The organism is Streptomyces halobius, from assembly GCF_023277745.1.
Classification (GTDB): domain Bacteria; phylum Actinomycetota; class Actinomycetes; order Streptomycetales; family Streptomycetaceae; genus Streptomyces; species Streptomyces halobius.
The window spans coordinates 2,216,354-2,239,697 of the sequence record NZ_CP086322.1 but is presented as its reverse complement, the minus strand read 5'-3'; the positions used below and the strand labels follow the sequence as shown (position 1 = coordinate 2,239,697).

Annotated in this window: 20 protein-coding genes; 12 read left to right on the top strand and 8 right to left on the bottom strand. The window is 71.5% G+C overall.

What is annotated here, in order from left to right:
- Positions 1 to 143 precede the first annotated feature (143 nt).
- Entirely contained in the window at positions 144 to 863 is a 720-nt protein-coding gene (locus K9S39_RS10625; protein ID WP_248863110.1) for a class I SAM-dependent methyltransferase, read from the top strand.
- Positions 864 to 890: 27 nt separating this feature from the next.
- Here the strand turns inward: K9S39_RS10625 and K9S39_RS10620 are convergent, their stop codons facing one another.
- A complete protein-coding gene (locus K9S39_RS10620) occupies positions 891 to 1,952 on the bottom strand; it encodes a cation diffusion facilitator family transporter (RefSeq protein WP_248868678.1) in 1,062 nt (353 codons plus the stop codon).
- An 89-nt stretch (positions 1,953 to 2,041) separates the two neighbouring features.
- Between K9S39_RS10620 and K9S39_RS10615 the strand changes: the two genes are divergently transcribed.
- A complete protein-coding gene (locus K9S39_RS10615; protein ID WP_248863109.1) occupies positions 2,042 to 2,413 on the top strand; it encodes an ArsR/SmtB family transcription factor in 372 nt (123 codons plus the stop codon).
- A 216-nt stretch (positions 2,414 to 2,629) separates the two neighbouring features.
- Here K9S39_RS10615 and K9S39_RS10610 read toward each other — a convergent pair whose 3' ends face one another.
- Positions 2,630 to 3,922 (bottom strand): phosphoribosyltransferase family protein, encoded by a 1,293-nt coding sequence (locus tag K9S39_RS10610; RefSeq protein WP_248863108.1) that lies wholly within the window; start codon positions 3,920 to 3,922, stop codon positions 2,630 to 2,632.
- Positions 3,923 to 4,054: 132 nt separating this feature from the next.
- On the opposite strand from K9S39_RS10610, the gene K9S39_RS10605 reads away from it, so the two are divergent.
- The gene (locus tag K9S39_RS10605; protein ID WP_248863107.1) at positions 4,055 to 4,885 is read left to right on the top strand and encodes an HAD-IIA family hydrolase; all 831 of its coding nucleotides are present in this window, start codon (positions 4,055 to 4,057) and stop codon (positions 4,883 to 4,885) included.
- Between the two features lie 117 nt (positions 4,886 to 5,002).
- Here K9S39_RS10605 and K9S39_RS10600 read toward each other — a convergent pair whose 3' ends face one another.
- The 6 genes from K9S39_RS10600 to K9S39_RS10575 form a co-directional block, all read right to left on the bottom strand.
- Positions 5,003 to 5,638 carry a histone deacetylase gene (locus K9S39_RS10600; RefSeq protein ID WP_248863106.1) on the bottom strand — a complete coding sequence of 212 codons (636 nt, stop codon included), beginning with the start codon at positions 5,636 to 5,638 and terminating at the stop codon, positions 5,003 to 5,005.
- A gap of 163 nt (positions 5,639 to 5,801) precedes the next feature.
- Positions 5,802 to 6,686 carry a carbohydrate ABC transporter permease gene (locus K9S39_RS10595; RefSeq protein WP_248863105.1) on the bottom strand — a complete coding sequence of 295 codons (885 nt, stop codon included), beginning with the start codon at positions 6,684 to 6,686 and terminating at the stop codon, positions 5,802 to 5,804.
- Positions 6,683 to 8,089, bottom strand: coding sequence for an ABC transporter permease subunit (locus K9S39_RS10590; RefSeq protein WP_248863104.1), 1,407 nt, complete (start codon positions 8,087 to 8,089; stop codon positions 6,683 to 6,685). Before K9S39_RS10590 ends, K9S39_RS10595 begins: the two co-directional genes overlap by 4 nt.
- A 36-nt stretch (positions 8,090 to 8,125) precedes the next feature.
- Complete coding sequence (locus tag K9S39_RS10585) at positions 8,126 to 9,469, bottom strand: ABC transporter substrate-binding protein (protein WP_248863103.1); 1,344 nt, start codon at positions 9,467 to 9,469, stop codon at positions 8,126 to 8,128.
- 22 nt (positions 9,470 to 9,491) lie between these two features.
- The gene (locus K9S39_RS10580; protein ID WP_248863102.1) at positions 9,492 to 11,264 is read right to left on the bottom strand and encodes a glycoside hydrolase family 13 protein; all 1,773 of its coding nucleotides are present in this window, start codon (positions 11,262 to 11,264) and stop codon (positions 9,492 to 9,494) included.
- 232 nt (positions 11,265 to 11,496) lie between these two features.
- Positions 11,497 to 12,768 (bottom strand): ABC transporter substrate-binding protein, encoded by a 1,272-nt coding sequence (locus K9S39_RS10575; RefSeq protein ID WP_248863101.1) that lies wholly within the window; start codon positions 12,766 to 12,768, stop codon positions 11,497 to 11,499.
- Between the two features lie 171 nt (positions 12,769 to 12,939).
- Between K9S39_RS10575 and K9S39_RS10570 the strand changes: the two genes are divergently transcribed.
- The 9 genes from K9S39_RS10570 (at position 12,940) to K9S39_RS10530 (ending at position 23,304) form a co-directional block, all read left to right on the top strand.
- Positions 12,940 to 13,446: a PadR family transcriptional regulator gene (locus K9S39_RS10570; RefSeq protein WP_248863100.1), complete on the top strand. Its 507-nt coding sequence runs from the start codon at positions 12,940 to 12,942 to the stop codon at positions 13,444 to 13,446.
- Positions 13,443 to 14,204: an ABC transporter ATP-binding protein gene (locus K9S39_RS10565; protein WP_248863099.1), complete on the top strand. Its 762-nt coding sequence runs from the start codon at positions 13,443 to 13,445 to the stop codon at positions 14,202 to 14,204. The genes K9S39_RS10570 and K9S39_RS10565 overlap by 4 nt, the downstream gene beginning before the upstream one ends.
- Positions 14,205 to 14,210: 6 nt before the next feature.
- Positions 14,211 to 16,520: an ABC transporter permease gene (locus K9S39_RS10560; protein ID WP_248863098.1), complete on the top strand. Its 2,310-nt coding sequence runs from the start codon at positions 14,211 to 14,213 to the stop codon at positions 16,518 to 16,520.
- A 235-nt stretch (positions 16,521 to 16,755) separates the two neighbouring features.
- Entirely contained in the window at positions 16,756 to 17,262 is a 507-nt protein-coding gene (locus K9S39_RS10555; RefSeq protein WP_248863097.1) for a methylated-DNA--[protein]-cysteine S-methyltransferase, read from the top strand.
- Positions 17,263 to 17,270: 8 nt separating this feature from the next.
- Entirely contained in the window at positions 17,271 to 18,002 is a 732-nt protein-coding gene (locus K9S39_RS10550) for a 2OG-Fe(II) oxygenase (RefSeq protein WP_248863096.1), read from the top strand.
- Between the two features lie 54 nt (positions 18,003 to 18,056).
- A complete protein-coding gene (locus K9S39_RS10545; RefSeq protein WP_248863095.1) occupies positions 18,057 to 18,620 on the top strand; it encodes a type 1 periplasmic-binding domain-containing protein in 564 nt (187 codons plus the stop codon).
- Between the two features lie 383 nt (positions 18,621 to 19,003).
- A complete protein-coding gene (locus tag K9S39_RS10540; protein WP_248863094.1) occupies positions 19,004 to 19,837 on the top strand; it encodes a M55 family metallopeptidase in 834 nt (277 codons plus the stop codon).
- Positions 19,830 to 21,164: a M20/M25/M40 family metallo-hydrolase gene (locus tag K9S39_RS10535; RefSeq protein WP_248863093.1), complete on the top strand. Its 1,335-nt coding sequence runs from the start codon at positions 19,830 to 19,832 to the stop codon at positions 21,162 to 21,164. Before K9S39_RS10540 ends, K9S39_RS10535 begins: the two co-directional genes overlap by 8 nt.
- A 37-nt stretch (positions 21,165 to 21,201) precedes the next feature.
- On the top strand, positions 21,202 to 23,304 hold the full coding sequence (locus tag K9S39_RS10530) for a S9 family peptidase (protein WP_248863092.1): 2,103 nt from the start codon (positions 21,202 to 21,204) through the stop codon (positions 23,302 to 23,304).
- Positions 23,305 to 23,344 lie beyond the last annotated feature (40 nt).

Genomic DNA, 23,344 nt, shown 5'->3' with positions numbered 1-23,344 from the left:
CCAGACCGATGCCTACCCGCAATCCCATCCTGGGAACCGACGCCGGGGCCCGGCGCCGACCGGGCTCGAACACCCTGTGAAACGTCGGGTGAAGCCCGTTGGCGCCCTTGCGGGTCGGTCACCCCCGGGCATAGCAATTGGCCATGAACGCTTCGAGCCAGTATCTGCAGGCATGGGAAGGCTTCTGGGGCGATGCCCCGACCGGCGAGGGCGAGGTCTTCTGGGACTCCGATCCCACCCTGACCGTACAGTCCCATCTGGCCTCTTTCGAGGAGCATTTCGACGCCGGACTGCCGGTCGTCGACCTGGGGTGCGGGAACGGCACCCAGACCCGCTTCCTGGCCGGCCGCTACGCCCCTGTCCTCGGTGTGGACCTCTCCGCGGCGGCGATCGGGCTCGCGCGGGCCGCCGACGAGAAGAGCGTGGCCGCATACCGTCAGCTGGACGCCGCCGACGCGGACACGATGCACGCCCTGCACGAGGAACTGGGCGACGCCCATATCTATATGCGCGGTGTGCTGCACCAGTGCGCCCCCGAGGACCGCGCGCGGATCGCGGCGAACATCGCCGGTCTCCTTGGCACCCGCGGCCGGATCTTCGCCGTCGAGCCGGCCCAGGCGGTCAAGGAGGTCCTGATGTCCCTCGTACAGGACCCCGGCGGAGCGCCGCCGAAGCTGGTCGCCGTCATCTCGCACGGCCTCGCACCCGCCGAGATGGCCGATTCCGAACTCCCGGAACTGATGCGGGAATGCGGGCTCCGGGTGATCGGTGAGGGGCAGCTGCCGTTGGCGACCACCGAATTCGACAGGAGGGACGGAGCGCGGATCGAACTGCCGTCGAATTGGGTGGTGGCTGGGCGCTGACCCGGCCGGCGCCCCTACGGAGGGCCGTTATGCGGTGTGGGCGGGGGCCCGGTGGTGGGCCAGCGTGGCATGCGGATCCCGCGCGCCCGTACGGGGCGTGGGGTCGGTGTGTATCAGCGCGCCGGTCAGCCGCGGGACGGCGTGCAGCAGGGCGTGTTCGGCCTCGACGGCGACCTGATGGGCGGAGAACAGGTCCAGGCCCCCGTCGATGACGACCGCGGCCTCGGCGCGCAGCTGGTGGCCGATCCACCGCATCCGCAGCTCACCCACCTCCCGCACACCGGACACCGCGCGCAGCGCGCGCTCGGCGGTGTCGACCAGTGCGGGGTCGACGGAGTCCATCAGCCGGCGGAACACCTCCCTGGCCGCGCCGCCCAGCACCATCAGGATCGCGACGGTGATCAGCAGGCCGACGACCGGGTCCGCGAGGTGCCAGCCGAGCGCCGCGCCGCCCGCGCCGAGCAGGACGGCCAGCGAGGTGAAGCCGTCCGTGCGGGCGTGCAGCCCGTCGGCGACCAGCGCGGCGGAGCCGATCCGGCGCCCGGTGCGGATGCGGTAGCGGGCCACCCATTCGTTGCCGACGAAGCCGATCAGCGCGGCGACGGCGACCGCGGGCAGATGCGTGATCTCGCGCGGATTCAGCATCCGCTCGATCGCCGTGGCGGCCGCGAGCGCGGCGGACGCGACGATGGTGAGCACGATGACCAGGCCGGCCAGGTCCTCGGCGCGGCCGAAACCGTAGGTGAACCGCCGGGTCGCGGCCCGCCTCCCGAGGAGGAACGCGATGCCCAGGGGCACGGCGGTCAGCGCGTCGGCGCCGTTGTGCAGGGTGTCGCCCAGCAGCGCCACCGACCCGGACAGCGCCACGACCAGGGCCTGCAGCGCCGTGGTGACCCCCAGGACGGCGAGCGAGATCCACAGTGTGCGCATGCCCTCCGCCGAGGCTTTCATCGCCGGGTCGACCTTGTCGGACGCCTCGTGGTGGTGCGGGGTGACCAGATGTGCGATCCGGTGCCGGAACCGCGACCGGCGGCCCGGCTTGTGAGGGCGATGTCCGTGCGGCTCATGGACCGGGGCCGGCTCGCGCATCTCACTCACGGCAGCTCACGCCTTCCGTCGCGCGGGGTGAAGCGACCGGCCTCCTGGACACCGGCCGACCGTCTCCCCATTATGTGCGTATGAGCGCACGCATGCACCTATCAGATGCGCACGGCTCGCAGCAGCGAGACGCGGGCGACCGGGACGCGGGCGCGCGGCTGACCGTCGCCGCGCAGGTCCTGGCCCTGCTGGCGGACCGCACTCGGCTGGCCCTCGTACAGCGCCTGGCCGAGGGGGAGGCGGATGTCACCACCCTCACCGACGCCTGTGGCGCGGCGCGGCCCGCCGTCAGTCAGCATCTGGGCCGGCTCCGTCTGGCCGGACTCGTCACCGGGCGCAAGGAAGGCCGCCGGGTGATCTACACCCTGCGGCACGGGCATCTCCGCCGGCTGGTGGAGGAGGCGCTGAGCGTCGCCGACCACCAGCTGGGGCATCTTCCGCCGCATGACTGAGGGCGGGGTGACGGAGGGTGGTGTGGCTGAGGGCGGCGTGACGGAGGGCGGCGTGACGGGAGGTGGAGTGGCTGAGGGCGGCACGACTGATGGCCGTACGACTGGCTGACGCCGTGCGACTGGTGGCCGTGCGACGAGACGCCGTAGGACCGGCCAGGCACAGCCGAGAGCGCCGACCGTCCGCCGGAACGGCCATGGCACGGGCCTGTAACGCTGTTACCCGACCCGTGGCACCAGGTGCCGGTCGAACCAGTCCCGGGCGAGATCGGCGACGTCGTCCAGCGCCCCGGGCTCCTCGAAGAGGTGCGTGGCCCCGGGAATGACCTTCAGGTCGTTCTCGCAGCGCAGCTGCGCCTGCGCCTGCCGGTTGAGATCGAGCACCAGGGTGTCGTCGCCGCCCACGATCAGCAGCGTCGGCGCCCGTACGTCGCCGAGCCCCGCACCGGCCAGATCCGGCCGCCCGCCGCGGGAGACCACCGCGCCCACCCGCGAGTCGGGAACAGCGGCGGCCCGCAGCGCCGCGGCGGCTCCGGTGCTCGCCCCGAAGTAGCCGATCGGGATGGACACCCGGGCGCCCAGCCAGTCGGTGGCGTCCGCCAGCCGCAGGGCCAGGGTTTCGATGTCGAAGACGTTGGCCCGGTCGGCTTCCTCCACCGGCGTGAGCAGGTCGAAGAGCAGGGTGCCCAGACCCGCCCGGTTCAACGCTCGCGCCACCAGCCGGTTCCGTGGGCTGTGCCGGCTGCTGCCCGAGCCGTGCGCGAACATCACGACCGCCCCGGCGTTCTCCGGCAGTGTCAGATCCCCGGCCAGCGGTACGCCGCCCGCGTCGATCTCCACCTCGGCTTGAGTGAGCGGCCCGGACTCGTGGGGCGGATCGGCCCTGGCCTGTTCCAGCAGGGAGACGACGTCCTCGTCCGGGGTCTGGGAGAAGTCCTCGTACCACTCGCCGACGGCGGAGAAGCCGACCGGCGTCGACAGGCACACCACCTCGTCGGCCTTGGTGCGCAACCAGTTCACGGCGTCCGGCGGCGCCACCGGCACGGCCAGGACGACCCGGGCCGCGCCCTGCGCCCGTACGACCTCGCAGGCGGCGGCCGCCGACGCGCCGGTCGCGACGCCGTCGTCCACCAGAATCGCCGTTCGGCCGTCGAGCGGCAGCCGCGGCCGGTCGCCGCGGAACCTCCGTGCCTGCCGGGCGAGTTTCGCCTCCTCGGAGTGCTCGACGGTGGCGACGTCCTGCCGACTGACCCCGCCACGCCGGACGATGTCGTCGCTGATCACCCGCACCCCGCCCTCGCCGATGGCGCCGAACCCCAGCTCACGGTGGTACGGGACGCCGAGCTTACGGACCACGATCACATCGAGCGGGGCACCGAGCCCCCGCGCCACCTCGAAGGCCACCGGGACTCCGCCCCGGGGCAGGCCCAGCACGACGGGATCTTCCCCTTTGAGATGCTGGAGCGCGTCGGCGAGACGGCGCCCCGCATCCGTGCGATCAGTGAACAGCACGTGTAGCACCCCCTACCCAGGGGAGATGGAACCACGTCCACACCTACTTCGAAACAACCCCATTTGCGGGCATTTTGCAAGTGTCGCAGCCTGCGCACCACGCCCGCCGCACGACGTGGCTACCGTCGTCGTATGGAACGAATCGGAGCGGTCCTGATCGATATCGACGGTGTGCTCACGGTGTCCTGGAAGCCCCTGCCCGGCGCTGTGGAGGCCATGGAGAGACTGCGCGCCAACGGGCTCCCCCTGCTGCTGGTCACCAACACCACCTCACGGACCCGCGCCTCGATCGCGGGGAAACTCGCCGCGTCGGGTTTCCCCGTGGGCGTCGACGACATCCTCACCGCGCCCGCCGCCACCGCCGCGTACCTGCGCCGGCACTACCCGGGCGCGCGCTGCCTGCTGCTCAACACCGGTGACGTCAGCGACGACCTGAGCGGCATCACCCTCGTCGACGCGACGGAGGCCGCCGGGGACGAGGACGCCGCCCGACCCGACGTGATCGTTTTCGGCGGCGCGGGCGACGCCTTCACCTACCCGGCACTCAACGCCGCCTTCGGTCATCTGCAGCGCGGCGTCCCGCTGGTCGCCATGCACCGGAACCTGTACTGGCGCACCGCGGGCGGGCTCGACCTCGACACCGGGGCCTTCCTCCTGGGCCTGGAACGCGCTGCACGGACGGAGGCGGTCATCACCGGCAAACCCGCCGAGGCGTTCTTCGCCGCCGCCCTGGCGCACCTTGACGCCACCCCGTCCGGAACACTGATGGTGGGCGACGACATCGAGTCCGACGTACTGGCGGCTCAGCGCAGCGGAATCACCGGCGTTCTGGTCAAGACGGGCAAGTACCTCCCGGAGACGCACGAGGCGGCGGACGGCACTCCGGACCATGTTCTCGATTCGTTCGCCGATCTGCCTGCGCTGCTGGAGCGGGCGGAGGGGGCGAACGGGGGCAGTGGGTAGGGGAGGTGGCCGGTTGGGTGACCAGCCGATGATCCGGGCCGCCACCTGGCTCGGCCCCGGCCTGGCAACCCCGGTCGGCAAGCCGTTTCCGGCAACCCGTTCCGGTACGCCGCCCCCTCAAGACCTCTCGGCGACCAACGCCGCGATCTCCGCCACCGTCCACTCGCCCTCGGCTCCCGGGCAGCCGGCCAGGTACTCGGCGGCCCGGCGCGCGCTCCACCCATGTGCCGCCACGATTCCCGCCACGAGGTGCCGGAGATAGGCCGCGGCGGGCCGGTTCGCCGTGACGTCCTCCCTACGCCACGGGGCGGTGAAGGTCAGCAGCGGGTACCCCTCCAGTTCCCCGGTGCACACCAGCGTCTCGTACCGCCCCGGACCCAGCTGTGCCCGCCCGTGCGTGAGCACTTCCGTCAGATCGAGGTCCTGTCCGGGCTCCCGGTACATCTCCTGTGCCGCGATATCCGAAAACTGGCCAGGGGTCAGGAGATGGGCGCGGCTGGGCACGTGCCTGTGCCCGTCGGGGTCGTAGAACGCCCTGCCGCCCGTCCACACCGGCGATTCGGTCGCGAAATACATCAGCCCCGGCAGCATGACCGGCACCGAACGGGCGGGCCGTCGGGGGTCCCGGCATCCGGGATATGTACGCCTGCCGCCGGGCGGACGGCCTCCGGCGAGGTAGTAAACCAGCCGCTCCAGACGCATGTTGGAGCCGTATGCGGCGTACCAGACGGACCGGACGGTCTCGCGGTTCATGTGCGCTCCTCGATCATGAGCCACAGCGTTCCACGCCTGCCCGCGGTTCGGGCGGAGGTTCGCGCGGAGGAGGTTACGGTGGGCCGAACCGCTGGCCGGACGAGTACGGGGGATACCGGCGGCGCCGGACACGGTCCGGCGCCGCCACCCGATCACCCGCGCGTCACTTCACCGACCCCGCCATCACGCCCTGGACAAAGTGCCGTTGGAACACGAAGAACACGATCAGCGGCACGATCAAGGACAGAAAGGCGCCCGGCGCCAGCACACCGATATTGCTGCCGAACTGCCGCATCTGCGACTGCAGGGCCACCGTCAGCGGCTGTGACCCGTTGTCGGCGAAGAGCAGCGCCACGAGCATGTCGTTCCACACCCACAGGAACTGGAAGATGGCCAGGCTGGCGATGGCCGGCCGGCCCAGCGGCAGGACCAGCCGGCAGAAGATCCGCCATTCCCCGCCGCCGTCCATCCGCGCCGCCTCCAGCATCTCCTTGGGGATCTCCGCGAAGTAGTTGCGGAGGAGGAAGATCGCGAAGGGCAGGCCGTACGCGGTGTGGAAGAGGATGACTCCCGGGATGGAGCCGAACAGGCCCAGCGCGCCGAACAGTTTGGCCACCGGCAGCAGTCCGATCTGGACCGGTACCACCAGCATCGCGACGACCAGCAGGAAGATCCAGTCCCGTGCGGGGAACTCCAGCCAGGCGAAGGCGTATCCGGCCAGGGCGGCGATCACCACGACGGCGAGGGTGGTGGGCACGGAGATCAGCACCGTGTTCCAGAACGCCTGGGTGATGCCGGAATCCTTGAGCAGGGCTGCGTAGTTGTCGAAGGAGAGCCGGCCGGGCGCGGTGAGCGCCTGCCACCAGCCGCTGCTGGAATTGGCCTCGTCCGTACGGAGCGAGGAGAGGAAGAGACCGGCGGCCGGGGTGAGCCAGATCAGGCCGATGATCAGCAGCGACGCCTGGATCACGGCGCGGCCGATCCGTTTCGACGGCCCGCCCTTCGCCCGCCTCCGGGACACGGCGACGGCATCCTGAATGGTGGTCATGACTGGCTCCTGCGGAAGCGTCGGACGTTGAAGGCCATGGCCGGCACCACCAGGAGCAGCAGCAGGACACCGAGGGCGCTGCCCAGCCCCTGGTTGTTGCCGCCGCCGAAGGAGACCAGCCACATCTGCAGAGCCAGCACATTGGCGTCCTGCTGTACGGGGCCGGGGGCGATGATGTAGACGAGGTCGAAGACCTTCATCACGTTGATCACCATGGTCACGAACACCACGCCCAGGACGGGGCCGAGCAGCGGCACGGTGATCTTGCGGAAGACCTGCCATTCGTTCGCGCCGTCCATCCGGGCCGCCTCCAGGACGTCCCGTGGCATCGCGGAGAGTCCCGCGCCGATGAGGACGAGGGCGAAGCCGGTCCAGATCCACATGTAGGCGCCGATGATGGCGGGGGTGATGAGGGCCGGGCCGAGCCAGGAGATGCCCTCGTACGGCGGGGCGAAGTCCTCGGCGGGGAGCTGGACGGTGTACGACCCGGCGGGCAGGCCGGTCAGGTGGTAGGAACCGTCCGGTCCGGTGGTGGCCTCGGCCGCCACCTCGCCGTGTGCGTCGACCGCCTCGACCGTGAGCTTGGGCAGCCCCCGCTCCGTACGGTCCACGACACCGGGCTCGCCGCCGCCTCCGGGGGTGAAGTCGACATAGACCACGCCGCGCAACGCGCCGCTCGCGGCGGGCTTTTCGGCCGCCTCCGCCGCGGGCTTCGCGTCCTTGGGCAGCTCCTTGGGCGGGACGCCGACCAGACCGAGGTTGACGATGCTGCCCGGCTCGGCCGGGCCGGCCGTGCGGTAGCCGCCGTCCTCGCCCTTGACCAGCTGTTTGTCGCCGATACGGGCCTTGGCGGTCGGGTAGGAGGTGGTGTCGCCCCGGAAGCCGTCGTGGATCCCGACGGCGACGGCGTTGAGCACACCGCGCTGCGGGTCCTGCTCGTAGGCCAGGCGGAAGATGATGCCGGCGGCGAGGAAGGAGATCGCCATCGGCATGAACATCAGCACCTTGAACGCCGTCTTCCAGCGGATCTTCTCCGTCAGCACGGCGAGGACCAGGCCGAGTCCGGTCAGCAGCGCCGGGGCGAAGACGACCCAGACGGCGCTGTTCCGGAGGGCCCGGAGCGTCGCCGGGTCCTGGAATATCTCGTGGTAGTTGCCGGCTCCGACAAAGGTGCTGCCCGAGGCGTCGTACAGGCTGCGGACGACCGAGAACCCGATGGGGTACGCGACCAGCGCGCCCAGCAGCAACAGCGCGGGGAAGACGAATACCGCGGCGATGAGACGACGCCGGCGGACGGCGCGCCGCCGGGGAGCGGCGCCGCGTGTGCCGGGTGCGGGGGGCGGCGGGGTGGCCGGGGTGCCGCCCGTCGTGGCGGGCGGCACCTCAGATGTGGTGACAGGCATGGATCGGCCTCGTGGTCCTGTGGGTCCTGGTGATCCTTAGTTCCGAAACGCCTTGGCCGCGGCGGCCTCCAGCTTGGCGGCCGTGCCCTTGGGGTCGGAGGGGTCGCGCAGGAAGTCCTGCAGCAGCTTCCACTCACCGGCGCCCTGGGTGCCGCCGAAGGCCGCCGGGGCCTGGTCGGACATGTCGAACCGCACGGAATTCCCGGCGTCGGTCAGGGACCTGGCCGCGCTGCGGGTGATCGCGTCGTGGTAGGCGTCGGCGGGCACGTTCTTGTTGGGCGAGATGAAGCCGCCGGCCTTGGCCCAGATGGCGGCCGCGTCGGGCGTGGACAGATACTCCACCAGCTCCATCGCGGCCTTCTTGTTCTTCCCGGCCTTGAGCACCACGGCCGCGTCACCGCCGCTGACCACCGGCGCCTCGCCGTCGTCGACCGCGGGGAAGGGGAAGAACCTGGCGTCCGTGCCGACCTCCTTGTGGAGCTCCTCGGTGATCAGGGCGCTGACGAAGTCCCCCTCGTAGACCATGGCCGCCTGCGGCTCCGGACCGAAGACCTGCTGGACGGACTCGGGGAAGTCGGTGCGCAGCGCCCCCGCCCCGCCGCCGGACACCAGGTTCTTGTCGCCGAACAGCTCGCCGAGCGTGGTGAGCGTCTTGACGACGGTGGGGTGCGTCCACGGGATCTGATGGGCGGCGAGCTTGTCGTAGTTGTCCTGTCCCGCCTGGGAGAGGTAGATGTTCTCGAACCAGTCGGTGAGCGGCCAGCCGGCCTCGCCCGCGACGGAGAACGCCGGTACGCCCGATTCGGAGAGCGTACGGCCCGCCTTCAGCATGTCCTTGTACGTCTTCGCGGGCTTGACGCCGGCCTGCTCGAACGCCTCCGGGCTGTACCAGACCGTCGACTTGTGGGACGCCTTGAAGTAGAGGCCGTAGTAGGACTTGTCGACCGTGCCGTAGTCCTTCCACACCTTCGCGAAGTTGGCCTTCGCGTTGGCGCCGACCTTCGCCGACAGGGGCGCGAGCCAGCCCTTCTCGGCGAACTGCTGGAGCACGCCGACCTGAGGCACCATCACCACGTCGGGGGCGTTGCCGCCCTCGATCTGGCTGCCGACGACGGTCGAGACATTGTCGCCGGTGGAGGAGAAGGTGACCTTCGCGCCGGTCCTCGCGGAGAACGCGTCCAGGACCTTCTGGAAATTGGCCTGTTCCACGCCGGTCCAGACGCCGGCGACGGTCAGCGTCTGGCCGCTGAGCTTCTGCTCGCCGCCCCCGGCGGAGACTCCGCCGCCGCATGCGGTCGCGGTGAGCGCCAGGCCGAGCACGGCCGCGCCGGATATGGCGGTTCTGGTGTGGCTGTTGCGTCGTGGTGTGGTGTGTCTCACGGCGGGATTCCCTTCGGTGGGGCTATCGGAGGTCGGGGTCGGGGGTGTGCGTCCACCAGGCGGCGGTGGAGCCGGGGAGCGTGCCGGCCGGGCAGTCGCCGCTCGCGAGCAGCGGGCTGCCGGGCACGGGGGCGGGCGCCGCTTCGGTTCCGAAGTTGACGGCGCAGACCAGTCCGTCGCCGCGGACGAACGCCAGCACCTGGGGCGGGGACTCCAGCCAGCGCAGCGTGCCCTCGCCGAGCTGCGGGAGGCTGCGGCGCAGCTGCAGACCCTCGCGGTACAGGTGCCAGAACGACCGGGTGTCGGCCAGCGCCCGGTCCGTGGCGTGTGCGGCGAACCACGCGGGCTGGGGCAGCCAGGGCGGCGCCGCGTCGGTACCCCTGGTGAAGCCGAACGGGGCGGCGTCCCCGGTCCAGGGCAGCGGCACCCGGCAGCCGTCGCGGATGTGCTGCCGGCTGCCCGTACGGTGGAAGATCGGGTCGGTGAGGACCTCGTCCGGCAGGTCGACGACCTCGGGCAGGCCCAGTTCTTCGCCCTGGTAGATGTACGCGGCGCCGGGGAGCGCCAGCATCAGCAGCGCGGCGGCGCGGGCGCGCGCCGGGCCCAGTTCGCCCGGTTCCCCTCCGGGTTCGGCCGCGTACCGGGTGACGGTCCTGACCTGGTCGTGGTTGTTGAGCACCCAGGTGACGGTGGAGCCGGTGTCCGCGATGTCGGTCAGCGCCTCGGAGATGACCGTGCGGAAGGTGTCGACGTCCCAGCGGGCGGTCAGCAGATGGAAGAAGAACGCCTGGTGCAGCTCGTCGGGCCGGACGTAGGCGGCCTGTTCGCCCGGTGTCCGTACGGAGACCTCGCCGACCAGCAGCCGGTCGCGGCCGTCCCGGGCCGTGTACTCCTCGCACAGCGCGCGCCAGTCGCGCCACACCTGGTGCACCTCGGGCTGGTTCCAGGCCAGCGGGTTGACCGAGTCGCGGGTCCGCTCGTCGGCCGACGGGTCGGGGGAGTCGGGGAGTTGGGGGTGCTTGAACAGCCCGGCGGCGACATCTATGCGGAAGCCGTCGACGCCGCGGTCCAGCCAGAAGCGCAGCACCTTGTCGAAGTCGGCGGCCACGGCGGGGTTCCGCCAGTTCAGGTCGGGCTGCTCGGGCGTGAACATGTGGAGGTACCACTGGCCGTCCGTGCCGTCCGCTTCCTCGACCCGGGACCATGCGGGGCCGCCGAACATGGCCCGCCAGTTGTTGGGCGGCAGCTCACCGTGCGGTCCGCGCCCGTCGGCGAAGTGGAACAGCGCCCGTGACGGGCCGCCCGGCACGTCCTCCAGGGCGGCGCGGAACCACGGGTGGGCGTTGGAGCAGTGGTTGGGCACGATGTCGAGGAGCACCTTCAGGCCCAGCCGGTGCGCGTCGGCCACCAGGTGGTCGAATTCGGCGAGATCGCCGTAGACGGGGTCCACGTCCCGGTAGTCGGCGACGTCGTAGCCGTGGTCGTGCTGCGGGGAGGGGTAGAAGGGGCTGAGCCAGACGCCGTCCACGCCGAGCCTGCGGAGGTACGGGAGCCCGGCGCGCACTCCGGCCAGATCGCCGATGCCGTCGCCGGTGCTGTCCAGAAAGCTGCGGACGTACACCTGATAGATGACCGCGTCGCGCCACCAGCGCTGTGCCGTGCCGTGTGACACGCCTTCAGTGGCGGGCGAGACCGCGGCTTTCTGGGAGACCGCGTCGGGGGACGTCGGGCGGGGGAGTGACGCGGAGGGCGCGGGGTCGGCCGGGTGGCCGTCTCCTGCGGTGGCGATGAGCATCTGCCGTGATCCCGTTCTTACCTGGGCATGCCGTGCGGCCTGCGGGGCCTCTGTTATGCATGCATGTTAAGTAGACGTGGCTTCCAGGTGTCAACGGAAAGACCGAAAATGGCTGCGAGATACCCGATTTTGTGGTGTATTGCGATCACTGCTGTGTGTGCATAACAAGTAAGTAGAGGGAGATGGATGGAGTGTGAGTGGAACGGCCTGGGCCCGGCCGTTCCGGTCGGGGTCAGCCGCGGGCGACGATGGCCCGGAGCTCCCGCGTCAGGCGCGCGACGGTCGCGTCCGTGCTCCGACGGTGGGTGAGCGCGTCATGGACAACGGCCTGGATCGCCAGGCTCACCTGGTCGTACCGCGGGCTCTTGAGGCGGGGCCGGGCCGTCAGCACGCTCCGCTTCAGCGTCGGGAGGTACGGGAAGCGCCGCACCAACTGCGGCTCCCCGTACAGATCCGCCCACACCGGCGGCAGCGCCCCCTTGGTGAGTACCTCGCGCTGGACCGGCTCACTCGTCAGATAGGAGATCAGGTCGGCGGCCGACTTCTGGTGCCGCGAGTGTGTGTTGACCGCCAGATTGGAGCCGCCGAGCACGCTGGAACCCGGTCCGTCCGGTCCCGGCAACGGCACCGCGCCGAACTTTCCCGCCACCTTCGAGGATTCCGCGTTGGCCAGCGTGTACGTGTACGGCCAGTTCCGGAGGAACAGCAGCCGGCCGTCCTCGAAGGCTTTGCGGGACTCCTCCTCCTTGAAGGCCAGCGCCCGCTGGGGGATCCACCCCTCGCGCACTCCGTCGAGCAGGAAGGACAGGCCCCGGCGAGCCGCAGGGGAGTTCACCGTGACGCGTGTGCCCTCACCCGCGAGCACCGAGCCACCCGCGGACTGCACGGCCTCGCCGACATTGGCGGTCAGCCCCTCGTACGGCAGGAACTGGCCCGCGTAACCGTCCAGCCCGTACTTGGGCGCGACCGTTTTCGCCAGGTGCTTCAACTCGGCCCAGGTGCGCGGCGGTCGCGCGCCCTCGCGGTCGAGAATGTCCTTGCGGTAGTAGAGAAGTCCGGCATTGGTGATATACGGGATGGCGTAGAGCTGCCCCCGGAAGGTGGCGGTGTCGACCACCGGAGGCAGGAAACGGTCCAGCGGGAACTGCCCGCCGTCCATCGGAGTGATCCATCCCGCGGCCGCGAACTCCGATGTCCACGCCACGTCGATGTTCAGCACATCGAAGCGGTCGCTGCCGGAGCGCAGCTCGGTGACCATCTGGGCGCGCACCTCGTCGGCGGCGTCCGGCAGCTCGACCAGCGTCACCTTCTCGCCGGGGTGCCGCTTGTTCCAGCCGTCCAGGACCCCGCGCAGATAGCCGGTGAGATCGCCGCCCGTCACCAGGGTGAGCGGGCCCCGCCTGTCCGTGTCGAGGGTAGGCTCACCGGCCTGTGCACCCGCCTGGCCCGCGAACAGCAGCGAGCAGACGAGCAGGAGGCGACCCGCGGCACGCTTCCACCGCATGAGCTCCTCCTCGTACAGGCGTCGTCCTTGACGCTGGCCCGATGGCCGACCCCTGTATACCTGTTAGGCATGCGGGATACTAGATGTCGCAGGAAGATGCGACAGCGAGCCTGATCACACCGGAACGGGTTCAGCTAACCGACAGGTACCGCGGGGAGGGAGAGGGAGAGCGTGCGGCTGGCACTCCTGGCGCTGTTGGTCGGCGGACCCGCCCATGGCTACGAACTCAAGCAGGCCCTTGAGAACCTCCTGGGAGCCGCATACCCTCAGCCGAACGTCGGCCAGATCTACGTCACCCTCGGCAGGCTGGAGAAGGCGGGCCTGATCGAGGGAGAGGACGTCGAGCAGGCCGACCGCCCGAACAAGCGCATCTACCGGATCACCGCGGCGGGACGCGAGACGGTGGACGCGTGGTTCGAGGAGACCACCGCCGAGCCGCGGGTGCGCGACGAGTTCTTCATGAAGCTCGCGCTCGCCCCGCGCACCGGCATCGCCGACCAGATCACCCTGATCAACAAGCAGCGACGGCACTACCTCAACACCATGCGCGATCTGTCGAAGCTCGCCGCGGTCGAGGACCGGGACAACCGGGTGGCGCAGCTGCTGATCGAGGGCGCCATGCTGCATCTCCAGGCGGATCTGGACTGGCTGGAGCGCTGTCAGGAGGAATTGGAATGAACCGGGACGAGCCGTCCGGCCCGATACTGCGGGCAGCCGGCCTGGTCAAGACCCACCGGCCGGAAGGTGCCGCGCCGGTCCACGCGGTGCGCGGTGTCGACCTGAGTATCGAGCGTGGCGAGTTCGTGGCCGTCACCGGGCCCTCCGGAGCGGGCAAATCCACCCTGCTGCACCTGCTCGGCGGCCTCGGCCGGCCCGACAGCGGTGCCATCTGGCTCGACGGCCGCCGGGTCGACTCCTGCAGCGAGGCACGCTGGGCCGTGCTGCGCCGCAACCACATCGGCATCGTCTTCCAGTTCTTCAACCTGGTCTCCAACCTCAGCGTCGCCGACAATGTCGAGCTGCCCGCGCTGCTGGCCGGCAGCTCGCCGCGGAAGGCCCGCGCGCACCGCGTCGAACTGCTCGAAGAGCTGGGCCTGACGGGCAAGGAGAACAGCACGCCGGGCGAGCTGTCCGGCGGCGAACAGCAGCGTGTCGCGCTGGCCCGCGCGCTGGTCAACGCCCCCAGCCTGCTGCTCGCCGACGAACCCGCGGGCAGCCTGGACAGCAAGGGCACCCGGGAGGTGCTGCGCCTGCTCACCCGGTTCCACCAGCGCGGCCAGACGATCTTGCTGGTCACCCATGACGCGCGCATGGCCAGCGCCGCGGACCGGGTGATCAGCTTCTTCGACGGCCAGGTGGCCGACGACGCGCGCCTCGACGGCGGCCGGACCCGCCCCGAGGCCGGTGTGGCCGACGTCCTCAAGCTCAAGGGCTGACCCGCCGTGCGAGCAGCGGCGCGCTGGACACACGCGCACCTCAGAGCGAACCGCGCCGCGGCCGTGCTCATCGTGCTGGCGACGGCCGGAATCACCATCTCGCTGCTGCTGGCGACCACCCTGTTCGCCTACGCGGCCGACCCCTGGCAGCGGGTCTTCACCCAGTCCTCCGGCGCCCACGTATGGATCCACACCCAGGCCGGGGCCCCGGCCGGATCACTCGCCGAACTGGACGAGGTACGCGCCGCCTCCGGCCCCTTCCGTACGGTCCGCAGCACCGCGAGCCGTCAACTCGGCGGATCCAAGGCGGCGTTGGAGCTCCGCGGCACACCGCACCGTCCCGCCACCGCCGCCCCGCAGATCACCGAGGGCCGTTGGCTCGATCCGGACACCGACGCGGACGCCGTCAACGGCATCGTCCTGGACGCCTCGGTGGCCAGGGCACTGTGGGTCAAACCGGGGGACTCCCTCGCGCTGAGCGGCTTCCCGTCGCCCCTGCGGGTGGTGGGCGTCGCGGACACCGCCGAGGCCGCGTTCCGCGCGGGCGAGACGCCGGGCGTGGCCTGGGTGCTCCCCGCGGCCCTCGACGCCTCGCACGCAGGCCCCGACCAGCGCGGCCGGACCATCGGCCTTCGGCTCGCCGACCAGCAGGACACCGACTACGTCGTCCAACGGGCGGTCACCCGGCTGGGCGCCGACCAGATCACCGACGTCTCCACCTGGCGGCAGGCCAAGGCCGAGGCCGGGAGCGACAACCAGCTGCTCGGCCGGCTGCTCGGCCTGTTCGGGCTCGGCGCGCTGCTCGCCGCCGCACTGGCGGTCGGCGGCGCCATCAGCACCCGGGTCCGCGGCCACCTACGGGACATCTCGGTCCTCAAGGCCATCGGATTCACCCCCGGCCAGGTCGTCCGGATGTTCCTCGCGCTGCACCTCGGCTTCGCGCTGCTGGGCGTGGCGCTCGGCGTGGTGCTCACCCAGGCGCTCGGCACCCTGGTCCCCGGCCGGATCGGCGAGGCGATGGCCCTGTGGCACCAGCTCCCCGAGCACACCTGGCTGCCCTACGCCATTTCCGGCGGCGTGGTGGCCTTCATCGGTTCGGCGACCTGCCTGGCCGCCTGGCGGGCCGGGCGGGTACCACCGGTCCCCGTCGCCCGCGCCGCCGTGGCCGCCGGCCGCCGGCTGGCCACCACCCGGCGGGCGCTCGGCCTCCGGCTCCCACCGGCCCTGGTGCTCGGCTGGCGGGGCGCCTTCCACCGCCCGCTGCGCGGCCTGGCCGCCGTCGGCCGGCTGACCGTCCCGCTCCTCCTGATCACCATCGCGCTGGGAGCCTGGTCCACCCTGGACCGCTTCTCCTCCCACCCGGAGGACGTCGGCCTGCCCGCCGCGCTCACGGCGCGCTCCGACAGCCTCGGCGAGCGGGAGCTGCGACAGCGGCTCACGGACCGGCCGGAAGTGACCGCCTACCCGGGGGTCGAGGTTCAGGCCCTGGTACCGGGCCAGACCGGCACCATCACCCTGCGCGGCCTCGGCACGGACGCCCGGCCCTACCCGTTCTCCCTCGTGGAGGGCCGCGCCGCGCACGGCCCCGACGAGGCGATCGCCGGGCAGGGGCTGCTCGACCTCCTGGACGCGCGGGTCGGCGACTGGGTACGGATGACCGTCGCCGGACGGCCGCACGTCCTCCACATCGTCGGCCGCAGCATCGAACCGTCCGACGGCGGCCGGGTGATCTCCACCGCCCTGGACACCTTGCGCGACACCGATCCGGCCCTGCACGCCGACTTCTACCACCTCGTGCTGCGCCCCGGAGCCGACCCCGCCGAGGTCCGCGACGCCCTGACCCGGGCCTCCGACGGCCGCGTCGAGATACGCGAGATCCCCAACCCCGCCGACCAGCTGTCGGCGGTCCGCGCGGTCACCGCCGGCCTGATCACCGTCCTCGTCCTCATCGGGCTGGCGGAACTGTCGACGACGGTCAGCGCCGGGGTCCGCGAACGCGGCCGCGACCTGCTCGCCCTGAAGGCCATCGGACTGACCCCACGTCAGGTCAGCGCGGTGATCGTGTCCGCCACCGTCTTCATCGCCCTGGCGGCCGCGATCACCGGGACCGTGCTCGGGGGCTCCGCCTCCGGTTGGCTCATCGACCTCCAGGGCCGCACCAGCGGCTGGGGAACCGGCCTCGCACAGCCACCCGGCCTGGGCGTCCTGCTGCTGGTCGGCGCCCTCGCGGTGGTGGCCGCGGCGGCGGCCTCGGTCCTGCCGGCCGCCCGCGCGGCCCGGCGCAGGCCGGCGGATTCGGCCGGCGACGTGCTCTGAAAGGCGCTGCCTACGCCTGCGTGCGCGGCCGCTCCGTGCCCCAATGCGATGTCCGAAACCCGCCAGATATTTGGGTTCGACGGCCGCAGAGTTGTCGTTGAAGAGGTTGAGAACAACGCGTCGACGAGTACGGCGCGTCGACGAGAACGACGCCGCGCAGTGCGACGCAACGCATCGACGAGAACAACGCGGCGCAGTGCGACGTGGCGCTGGACATGAGGAAGGACCCTGACCGATGACGGTCTACACAACAATCGACAGCCCTCTGGGGGAGCTGCTGCTGGTGGGCGAGAGGTCCGCCACCGCCCCCGGCGGCACCGCGCTCGCCTCGCTGTCGGTCCCCGGGCAGAAGGGCGGCGTCACCGTCCAGGACGGCTGGACCGAGGACACGGCGGCGTTCACCGAAATCGCCTCCCAGGTCACCGCATACTTCGAGGGCACCCTCTCCCGGTTCGACATCGAGTACGTCACCAGCGGCACCCCCTTCCAGCGGCAGGTCTGGCAGGCCCTCGAAACCATCCCGTACGGCAAGACCTGCAGCTACGGCGAGATCGCCACGCGGATCGGCGCCTCGCGCACCGCGGTCCGCGCCGTCGGCACCGCGATCGGGGCCAATCCGCTGCTCATCGTGCGCCCCTGCCACCGTGTCGTCGGCGCCGACGGCGCGCTCACCGGTTATGCCGGCGGCCTGGAGCGCAAGCAGCAGCTTCTGCTGCTCGAAGGCGCCACGCGGGCGGCCTGAGGCCCGCCATGACGACCACCGAGACCGCCACTGCACAGCTCACACCGCATATCGACGGCGCCGACTGGGCCGCACTGGGAGAGGAGCTGGAGGCCCACGGGTGCGCGCTCACCCCGCAGCTGCTCACACCCGCCGAGTGCCGCGAGATCGCCGGTCTCTATGACCGGACGGAGCTGTTCCGGAACACCGTCGACATGGCCCGTCATCGCTTCGGCTCCGGCCAGTACCGCTATTTCCGCCATGACCTGCCGGAGCCGATCTCCGAACTCCGCGCCGCGTTCTACCCGCATCTGCTGACCATCGCCCGCGACTGGGCCGCCCGGCTCGCTCGCCCGGCGCCCTGGCCGGACTCCCTGGAGGAGTGGCTGACGATGTGCCACGAGGCGGGCCAGGCCCGCTCGGCGCAGATCCTGCTGCACTACGAGGCGGGCGACTGGAACGCCCTGCACCGTGACGTCTTCGGCGACATGCTCTTTCCCCTTCAGGTCGTCATCGGCCTGGACGCGTACGGCACCGACTACACGGGCGGCGAGTTCCTGCTCGTCGAACAGCGCCCCCGCGCCCAGTCCCGGGGCACCAGCACCGTCCTGCGACAGGGGCACGGTCTGATCTTCACCACCCGGGACCGCCCCGTCGCCAGCAAACGCGGCTGGTCCGCAGGAGCCATGCGACACGGCGTGAGCACCGTCCGCTCGGGGCGGCGGCGGGCGCTGGGGCTGGTGTTTCATGATGCGGCGTGAGGGCGTGGTGGTCCGGCGGGCGAGGTCACCTCGTCGGGGGAGGCGCCCGGAGCGATGAGTACCTCCCCCCATCCCTCCCGTTGCCGTTCGCCGCTGATCGGTGCCGAAGACCTGGCCCAGTACGGCGACCTGCCGCAGCCCGTCCCACACACCGAGGCCGAACTGGCCGCCCTCATCGACATGTTGGGACGGTGGAAGCCGCGCGTCGAGACCGTGACGGTCGGCCACGGCCGCGACGCCCCCTCCCGCGCCGCCGCGCACGCCTTCACCACCGCCTGGCGGGAGCTGGGCCACCGGGTCATCGCGGTGGTCGACTGGCCCGAGACGGCCGCTTCCTGGCTGCGTCCGGCCCGGCGGCTGACCGCGCAGACACCGGACGCGTGGGTCGTGGCCGCCGCCCCGCTCGGCTGGGCCCAGATGAGCCGCCGGCTGCGGCACAGCACCGACTGGGACCCGGCCCGCACGGTGGCCTTCGCCTCGCTGCGCCAGTCCGCCCTGCCCGCGCTCGCCGGCCCGGAGACCCTCCACGGCCTCCGCGGTGCCACCCCCGACGGCGGCACGTGGGCCGTAAGCCACCGCTGGATCACCTCCCGCTCCGCTCAGGAGGCGGTGTCCTGAGCGGGTGGGCCTCAGCCCTTGTGTCCTTGCCGCCCTTGTTCCTTGCCGCTCCTGTTCCCCTGCCGCCCACCCGCCCTTATTGTTCTTCCTCGCCGCCCTCCTGTGCCCCGTCGCCCCCTTGTTCCCCGCCACCCCCTGTTCGCCGTCGCCCACCCGCCCCTTTTGTTTTTCCCCGCCGCCCACCCCCTTCGGGGGTGGGCGGGTGTAGTGGTGTGGTTTCGGGGTGGCTGGGGATGCGCGTCGGCGTCCGGCCTCGCAGCGCCTCGGGGCCTCAGCTGAACCGCAGGTGCTGTTGAGCCACCCGGGTCGATCTTCGGTGGACTAGACCTCCGGAGTTATCCACAGGCCTGGTTCGGCTGTTCGGTCGCGCGTACCGTGACGGCATGAAGATCCTCATCTCCGCGGACATGGAGGGCGCCACCGGCGTGACCTGGCCCGCCGACGTACTGCCCGGCACGGCGCAGTGGGAGCGCTGCCGCCATTTGTTCACCTCCGATGTCAATGCGGCGATCGCCGGGTTCTTCGACGGTGGGGCCGATGAGGTGGTGGTCAATGAGGCGCACTGGTCGATGCGCAATCTGCTGCTGGAGAAGCTCGACGAGCGCGCGCAGATGCTCACCGGGCGGCACAAGTCGCTGAGCATGGTGGAGGGCGTGCAGCACGGCAATGTCGACGGGATCGCGTTCGTCGGCTACCACACCGGCGCGGGCACCGAGGGCGTGCTCGCGCATACGTACCTGGCGAACTCCCTCACCGGTGTCTGGGTCGACGGCACCCGCGCGAGCGAGGGCTATCTCAACTCCCTCGTGGTAGCCGAATACGGCGTGCCGGTGGTGCTCGTCACCGGTGACGACCTGACGTGTGAGGACGCGCTGGGCTATGCGCCGCAGGCGCCCAAGGCCGCGGTCAAGGACTATGTGTCGCGTTACGCCGCGGTGTGCCGCCCGCCGGCCCGTACGGCGGCCGATATCCGGGCGGCGGCCCGCGAGGGGGCGGCGCTGGCGGAGCGTCATGAGCCGGCCCGGCGTGGCCCGTTCCGGTTGGAGATGGAGTTCGACGCCGAGCATTTGGCGGGCGCGGCGACCGTCGTCCCCGGCGTGGAGCGCAGCGCGGAGCGCCGCGTCGCGTATACCAGTCAGAACATGTATGAAGCCATCCGGTGCTTCAAGGCGGTCACCACCGTCGTCTCGTCCGCCGTGGAGGAACAATATGGCTGACCACACCGGGCCGGTCGATCAGCAGGCCCTCGACGAGGTCGTCCGGTTCACCTCCGGACTGATCCGTATCGACACCACCAATGCCGGGGACGGCGACTGCCAGGAGCGCCCCGCCGCCGAGTATGTCGCCGAGTGGCTGGCCGAGGCCGGTATCGAACCGACCCTGCTGGAGCGCCGCGCGGGCCGGACGAATGTCGTCGCCCGTATCGAGGGCACCGACCGGGCGGCCGCCGCCCTGCTGGTCCATGGCCATCTGGACGTGGTGCCCGCCGAGCCCGCCGACTGGCGCGTGCACCCGTTCTCCGGGGAGATCCGCGACGGCGTGGTCTGGGGCCGCGGCGCCGTCGACATGAAGAACATGGACGCGATGATGCTCGCCGTCGTCCGCCGCTGGGCGCGCGCGGGGGTACGGCCGCGGCGCGACATCGTGCTGGCCTTCACCGCCGACGAGGAGTCCAGCGCCACCTACGGCGCGGGGTTCCTCGTGGACCACCATGCAGATCTCTTCGAGGGCTGTACGGAAGGCATCAGCGAATCCGGGGCGTTCACCTTCCACGCCGGCGGTGGCTTGCAGCTGTACCCGATCGCGGCCGGCGAGCGCGGCACGGCCTGGCTCAAACTGACGGCTTATGGGCGGGCCGGGCACGGCTCGAAGGTCAACCACGACAACGCCGTCAGCCGGCTGGCAGCCGCCGTGGCCCGCATCGGCCAGCACGAATGGCCGGTCCATTTCACCCCGACCGTGCGGGCCGCGCTCCGCGAACTGGCCGCGCTGCACGGTATCGACGTCAACATCGACGCCCCCGACTTCGACGTCGACGCCCTGCTGGGCAAGCTCGGCCCGTCCGCCAAGCTCGTCGAGCCCACCGTCCGCAACAGCGCCAACCCGACGATGCTGGAGGCCGGTTACAAGATCAATGTGATCCCGGGCACCGCCGTCGCCTATGTCGACGGCCGGATTCTCCCCGGCGCCGAGGCCGAGTTCCGCACGACCATGGACGCGCTCACCGGACCGGATGTCACGTGGGACTACCACCACGGCGCGAGCGCGCTGGAGGCCCCCACGGACTCCCCGACGTTCGCCGCGATGCGGGCCGCGATCGAGTCGTTCGACCCGCGGGGCCATGTCGTCCCGTACTGCATGTCGGGCGGCACGGACGCCAAGCAGTTCTCCCAGCTCGGCATCGCCGGCTACGGCTTCTCCCCGCTCAGACTCCCCGACGACTTCGACTACCAGGCGCTCTTCCACAGCGTGGACGAACGTGTTCCCGTCGACGCACTGCACTTCGGTGTCCGGGTACTCGACCACTTTCTGCGAACGGCGTAGGGCACCCCCGGGGTGTCCGGCAGAGGAGGCTTCCAGCATGGTGACCACGGCCCCGTACGGAACCTGGCCGTCCCCGATAGACGCCCGGACGGTCGCCGGCCATGACGGCCGCCCGGCATTCCTCGGTGTGGTCGGCGATGAGGTCTGGTGGACGGAGCCGCGGCCCGCCGAGGGCGGCCGCCGGGCGCTGATACGCCGACGGCCGGACGGCGCAGAGGAGTCGGTGCTGCCCGCGCCCTGGAACGTCCGCAGCCGGGTGCTGGAGTACGGCGGCCAGCCCTGGGCCGGCACGGTCACCGAGGACGGACCGTTGATCGTCTTCAGCGACTTCGCCGACCAGCGGCTGTACGCCTACGAACCGGACAGCGGCGTCGCCCCGCGCCCGCTCACCCCGCTGTCTTCCGTAGGCGGCGGCCTGCGCTGGGTCGACCCGGTGCTGCTCCCGGACCGCGGGGAAGTGTGGTGCGTCCTGGAGGAGTTCACCGGCGAACTGCCCACGGACGTCCGCCGGGTGATCGCCGCCGTGCCCCTGGACGGCTCGGCCACCGAACACCGGTGTGCCGTAAGGGAGTTGAGTGACGACCGGCATCGTTTCGTCACCGGCCCGCGGCTCTCCCCGGACGGCCGCCGGGCGGCCTGGATCGTCTGGGACCACCCCCAGATGCCGTGGGACGGCACGCTGGTCATGCTCGCCGAGATCACCGCCAAAGGGGAGTTCACGGACGCCCGGCCGCTCGTCGGCGACGCCGGCGCCGCAGGCACCGGCGCGCCGGGCGGAGCTCCTGGCGAGTCCATCGCCCAGATCGAATGGTCCGCCGACGGCTCGCTGCTGTTCGTCTCCGACCTCAGCGGCTGGTGGGAGCTGCAGCGCATCGACCCTGACGGCGGGGGTCCCCCCGGGCATGGGGGTCCCCCCGCGCGAGCGGAGCCGAGCGTGGGGGAGGAGCCGAGACCGGGGGACGATGGCGTGGCGGCGAGCCGCCGTCTGTGCCCCGCCCGGGAGGAGGAGTTCGGCGGTCCGCTGTGGGCCGTCGGCCAGCGCTGGTTCCTGCCGCTGGAGAACGGCACCCTGGCGGTCATCCACGGCCGCGGCGCCAACACCCTGGGCATCCTCGACCCGGTCACCGGCGAGTTGGTCGACACGGTCGGCCCCTGGACGGCCTGGGCCCCCACACTCGCCGTCCACGGCAGCCGCGTCATGGGCATCGCCGCCGGCCCGCACCGCTCGTACGAGATCGTCGAGCTGGACACCTGCACCGGCCGCTCCCGGGCGATCGCCGCCCGGCACACCGATGTCCTGGACCCGGCCTACTACCCCCGGCCGCAGGAGCGCACCTTCACCGGGCCCGACGGCCGGGACATCCACGCCCACATCTACCCGCCGCACAACCCCGGCCACGCCGCCCCCGAGGGCGAGCTGCCGCCCTTCGTCGTCTGGGCGCACGGCGGCCCCACCAGCCACGCCCCCCTGGTGCTCGACCTGGAGATCGCCTACTTCACCTCCCGCGGCATCGGCATCGCCGAGGTCAACTACGGCGGCTCGACGGGCCACGGCCGGGAGTACCGCGAGCGGCTGCGCGGCCAGTGGGGCGTCGTGGACGTCGAGGACTGCGCGGCGGTCGCCCGCGCACTCGCCGAGGAGGGCACCGCCGACCGCGCCCGGCTGGCCATCCGAGGCGGCAGCGCCGGCGGCTGGACGGCCGCCGTCTCGCTGACCGCCACCGACCTCTACGCCTGCGGCACGATCAGCTACCCGGTCCTGGACCTGGCCGGCTGGGCGACGGGCGGGACCCATGACTTCGAGTCGCACTATCTGGAGTCGCTGGTCGGCCCGCTCGCCGACGTCCCCGACCGCTACCGGGAACGCTCCCCGCTGCACCGCGCGGACCGTATCGCCGCGCCGTTCCTCCTGCTCCAGGGCTTGGACGACGCGGTCTGCCCGCCCGCGCAGTGCGACCGGTTCCTGGCCGCGGTCGCCGGCCGCGGCATCCCGCATGCCTATCTGACGTTCCCCGGAGAGGGCCACGGCTTCCGCCGCGAGGAGACCATGGTGCGCGCCGTGGAGGCCGAACTCTCCCTCTACGCCCAGACCTTCGGCTTCCCTCGCGACGACGTCCCCACCCTTGAGCTCCGCAGATGACGGTGCCCCCGCCGATCCGCCCGCCGGCTGATCCGCCTCC

Bases quoted from the DNA above. Each gene is read 5' to 3' on its own strand.
- K9S39_RS10625 (WP_248863110.1), top strand. From the start codon at position 144: ATGAACGCTTCGAGCCAGTATCTGCAGGCATGGGAAGGCTTCTGGGGC.
- K9S39_RS10620 (WP_248868678.1), bottom strand. From the start codon at position 1,952: ATGCGCGAGCCGGCCCCGGTCCATGAGCCGCACGGACATCGCCCTCAC.
- K9S39_RS10615 (WP_248863109.1), top strand. From the start codon at position 2,042: ATGAGCGCACGCATGCACCTATCAGATGCGCACGGCTCGCAGCAGCGA.
- K9S39_RS10605 (WP_248863107.1), top strand. From the start codon at position 4,055: ATGGAACGAATCGGAGCGGTCCTGATCGATATCGACGGTGTGCTCACG.
- K9S39_RS10600 (WP_248863106.1), bottom strand. From the start codon at position 5,638: ATGAACCGCGAGACCGTCCGGTCCGTCTGGTACGCCGCATACGGCTCC.
- K9S39_RS10595 (WP_248863105.1), bottom strand. From the start codon at position 6,686: ATGACCACCATTCAGGATGCCGTCGCCGTGTCCCGGAGGCGGGCGAAG.
- K9S39_RS10590 (WP_248863104.1), bottom strand. From the start codon at position 8,089: ATGCCTGTCACCACATCTGAGGTGCCGCCCGCCACGACGGGCGGCACC.
- K9S39_RS10580 (WP_248863102.1), bottom strand. From the start codon at position 11,264: ATGCTCATCGCCACCGCAGGAGACGGCCACCCGGCCGACCCCGCGCCC.
- K9S39_RS10575 (WP_248863101.1), bottom strand. From the start codon at position 12,768: ATGCGGTGGAAGCGTGCCGCGGGTCGCCTCCTGCTCGTCTGCTCGCTG.
- K9S39_RS10565 (WP_248863099.1), top strand. From the start codon at position 13,443: ATGAACCGGGACGAGCCGTCCGGCCCGATACTGCGGGCAGCCGGCCTG.
- K9S39_RS10555 (WP_248863097.1), top strand. From the start codon at position 16,756: ATGACGGTCTACACAACAATCGACAGCCCTCTGGGGGAGCTGCTGCTG.
- K9S39_RS10550 (WP_248863096.1), top strand. From the start codon at position 17,271: ATGACGACCACCGAGACCGCCACTGCACAGCTCACACCGCATATCGAC.
- K9S39_RS10545 (WP_248863095.1), top strand. From the start codon at position 18,057: ATGAGTACCTCCCCCCATCCCTCCCGTTGCCGTTCGCCGCTGATCGGT.
- K9S39_RS10540 (WP_248863094.1), top strand. From the start codon at position 19,004: ATGAAGATCCTCATCTCCGCGGACATGGAGGGCGCCACCGGCGTGACC.
- K9S39_RS10535 (WP_248863093.1), top strand. From the start codon at position 19,830: ATGGCTGACCACACCGGGCCGGTCGATCAGCAGGCCCTCGACGAGGTC.
- K9S39_RS10530 (WP_248863092.1), top strand. From the start codon at position 21,202: ATGGTGACCACGGCCCCGTACGGAACCTGGCCGTCCCCGATAGACGCC.